This is a genomic window from Protofrankia sp. Cas3, assembly GCF_963555955.1.
Taxonomy (GTDB): Bacteria; Actinomycetota; Actinomycetes; order Frankiales; family Frankiaceae; genus Protofrankia.
In genome coordinates this window covers 1-2709 of the sequence record NZ_CAUVXP010000307.1, presented here as the reverse complement: position 1 = coordinate 2709, position 2709 = coordinate 1, and the positions used below count along the sequence as shown (strand labels likewise).

4 protein-coding genes and 1 pseudogene are annotated in these 2709 nt (G+C 63.4%); all 5 read right to left on the bottom strand.

Annotation, left to right across the window (positions count from 1 at the left end; translation table 11 throughout):
• Positions 1-72 precede the first annotated feature (72 nt).
• A complete protein-coding gene (locus U9983_RS27525; protein ID WP_322756802.1) occupies positions 73-675 on the bottom strand; it encodes a hypothetical protein in 603 nt (200 codons plus the stop codon).
• A gap of 140 nt (positions 676-815) precedes the next feature.
• Positions 816-1004, bottom strand: coding sequence for a hypothetical protein (locus tag U9983_RS27520; protein WP_322756801.1), 189 nt, complete (start codon positions 1002-1004; stop codon positions 816-818).
• Between the two features lie 52 nt (positions 1005-1056).
• Complete coding sequence (locus tag U9983_RS27515; RefSeq protein WP_322756800.1) at positions 1057-1371, bottom strand: hypothetical protein; 315 nt, start codon at positions 1369-1371, stop codon at positions 1057-1059.
• Between the two features lie 64 nt (positions 1372-1435).
• Complete coding sequence (locus U9983_RS27510) at positions 1436-2038, bottom strand: SprT-like domain-containing protein (RefSeq protein ID WP_322756799.1); 603 nt, start codon at positions 2036-2038, stop codon at positions 1436-1438.
• Positions 2035-2709, bottom strand: a pseudogene (locus tag U9983_RS27505) (hypothetical protein); the annotation flags it as partial. The gene U9983_RS27510 and the pseudogene U9983_RS27505, both read right to left, overlap by 4 nt.

Genomic DNA, 2709 nt, shown 5'->3' with positions numbered 1-2709 from the left:
GGGTGTCGGGTGGGGTGATGGCGTGCATCGCCCCGTATGCGGCCGGCCAGTCGATGAGGTCGGCTGGGCTGTTCAAAGTTTCGCGGCTTCGTCGGCGGCTAGCCATGCCGAGTCAATGATCAGTTTTCGGTATGCGCGGCATTGCGGGCTGGATGGGAGGATTGTTTTTGTGGATTCGGCGCGGAGGAATGCGATTCGTTTCCATGCGACCCGGGCGAGGATGGGGTCGTTGCCGACGAAATTCGTGTAGAGGGGGTCGCCGTTTGACGCGTGGCCGCCTGGGGGTGGTGTGGGGATGCGGTCGGCGGCTAGGTCGAGGTCTGCGACGGTCCACGGGGACGTGTCGAGCGGGGGGGGTGGGACATGTGTTGAGGTGACATAGCGGGGGATTCGGCTACCGGGGGAGCGTGGCCGTCCGGAGCGGATTTCGTCGAAGGTTGCGTCGACGTGTCCTGCATCGTCGGGCGCATACGGGGTGCAGATGACCCATACGCCGGAGCGGTCTTCGACAATCATGCGGCCGGCGGGGTCGCGGGTGACGGATAGGATTTCCCGCCTGGCTTTCACGACGGATTGGGGGTGGCCGAGCGCTTTTGCTGCCTCGAGCAGGAGCTGGTCGCCGGTGTGGATTGGGCGGGGTGGCCGTGCGGGGAAATCGTCGATAATCACGGGCATGTTTTGGCTCGTTTCTTGGCGGGCGACTATTGCACGTCGATCATACCGCAGCTGGTCGGGGTCTGCGATTTGGGGTGGGGGCGGGAATGCGCGGGAAGGCTGGGCGTCAAAGCTGCTGAGGGTGCGCCGGTGGCTGAGACTCATGTGTTGTCCTGTCGGTCGAGGTGGCGCCGGTGGCGGGCGGCCAAGCCGAAGTTCCGGCGGATTGTTTTCGCGGCGCTGGCGGCCTTCTGGGTGGCATGGCGGGTACGTGCCGCTTCGATGGCTGCGGCAACACGGGCGAGGGATTCGGCGCGGAGGGTTTCGAGGTCGGCGGGGGTGGCGGTCATTGTCGTGCTTTCGGGTGGGAAGGAGCCGGACGGGGCAGGGTCCGGCGGGGGGTCAAAAAAGTGTCGGCTGCTGTGGACCGGCGGTTGCGGGGACGGTAACTCCCTCAAGCGGGTTCAGCCGCGCCACCAGTACATCGATCCGAACCTCGATCTCTGCGGCACACTCCCGGCACCAGTCGACCGTGGTGCAGCCTTCGCAGAGAAGCTCATCCGAGACGGCCGACTGGTGATGCGGCGAGCCGGGTCCTGTGCACCAAGGCTGTCCCCAGTGAAGCCGTTTGCCGGTAAGCCATTCCTTGCGGTCTCGACGCAACTCTCGCAGTTCAGCGTTGATTGCTTTCGTTTCGGTTCTGCCGGTCTTGGTCATCGATGCATCCTTCAGGTTGGTTGATGGGATCCCGGAGCCGGACGGGGCAGGGTCCGGCGGGGGGTCAGTAGGTCGATACGGGGATCGGCCGGTCGTTGGCGTAGTAGCCGGCCGGGCGGAGCGTTCGGGGCCATCCTGCGAGGTCTGCGCGGGTGAGTTCACCTTCGTACGCCTGTTTCACGATGATGGTCTTCGGCGCCTTCGGGTTGGTCACCCGCTCCGGATTCGGTATCCGCCGTGAACGAACGGGACGGACGGTGATCTCACGGCCTAGCACCTTCGGCGACAGTTCGGTGATGAGGTCACACCACGGTTTGCCGTTGTGCGCTGCATTCTCGCCTCTGAGGTTCAAGAGAGCATGGTTCATTTCGTGGATGAGAACGTCGATGGCGGTGAGCGGTCCGCCTTTGTTGAAGAGGGTTTGCGATAGGGTGATCCGCGGGCCTTCGGGCTGAAAGCGGGTTAGTCCGGTGCAGTGTCCGTAGGCGGTGATGCCGATGAGGATCGGCAGGGGTGGTAGCTCATCGGCGAAGAGTTCGTTGTTGATGCGTTCGAATTGGTCGACTGCGAATTTTCCGGCGTCTTTCCATAGGAGAGTCGCGGCCCGTCGATATTCATCGATTGTGTCTTCCAGCTGTGTGACACACCCTCCCTTTGGCTGGGTCATGCGGCACCGTCCGGGGCACGGTTGGGGATGTTGAGCTGGACCACGACCCCTCCCGATGGTGACTGTGAGTGGCTGTCGGACGGGGTGGGGTCAGGCGTTCCGGACTGGTCGTGCCCTCCCTGTTGTGCCCTCGGACCTCCAGTCGTGCCCAGTCGTGCCCCACGTGCCCGGGGGCCAGACTGGGCACAACTGGGCACGACTGACTCTTCGGAGTCCGGCGGAGGGAGCGACCACGTCGTTTCGGACGGGTAGCCATCTCGGGTGGTGACTACTTTTAGTGACAACCGTGCCGTCCGGAGGATCTTGGTAGAGATGCCCTCTTCCTTCGCTGCCTTTTTGGTGTCCGCGCTGGACGCCGAGCCTCCGTTCTCCTCGAGGTACTCCTTGAGCCATGCCTCAGCATCGCTACTCCGGTATCCAGGACCGGTCGAACCCAGCACCTCGGATACGGACGCATCGGCCATTCCCTGGAACGAAAACTTGCCGACGTGGGTGTCACCATTCTTTGTTTCCACGATGGCGTCTGATATCGCGTAGGCCAGAGACGGAAGGTCGTGATGGTCGCGGCCGAGACTATTTTTGACCTGGGTCATTACCCTGTCGCCGCTTTCGGCGTCCCGCGCGAAGCCGAAAATGGACCGGGCAACGTTCTTGAATGCGCCGGAACCGGT

What these genes read in the sequence shown, in the direction of transcription:
- U9983_RS27515 (WP_322756800.1), bottom strand. Translation starts at nt 1,371, where the DNA reads ATGACCAAGACCGGCAGAACCGAAACGAAAGCAATCAACGCTGAACTG.
- U9983_RS27520 (WP_322756801.1), bottom strand. Translation starts at nt 1,004, where the DNA reads ATGACCGCCACCCCCGCCGACCTCGAAACCCTCCGCGCCGAATCCCTC.
- U9983_RS27525 (WP_322756802.1), bottom strand. Translation starts at nt 675, where the DNA reads ATGCCCGTGATTATCGACGATTTCCCCGCACGGCCACCCCGCCCAATC.
- U9983_RS27510 (WP_322756799.1), bottom strand. Translation starts at nt 2,038, where the DNA reads ATGACCCAGCCAAAGGGAGGGTGTGTCACACAGCTGGAAGACACAATC.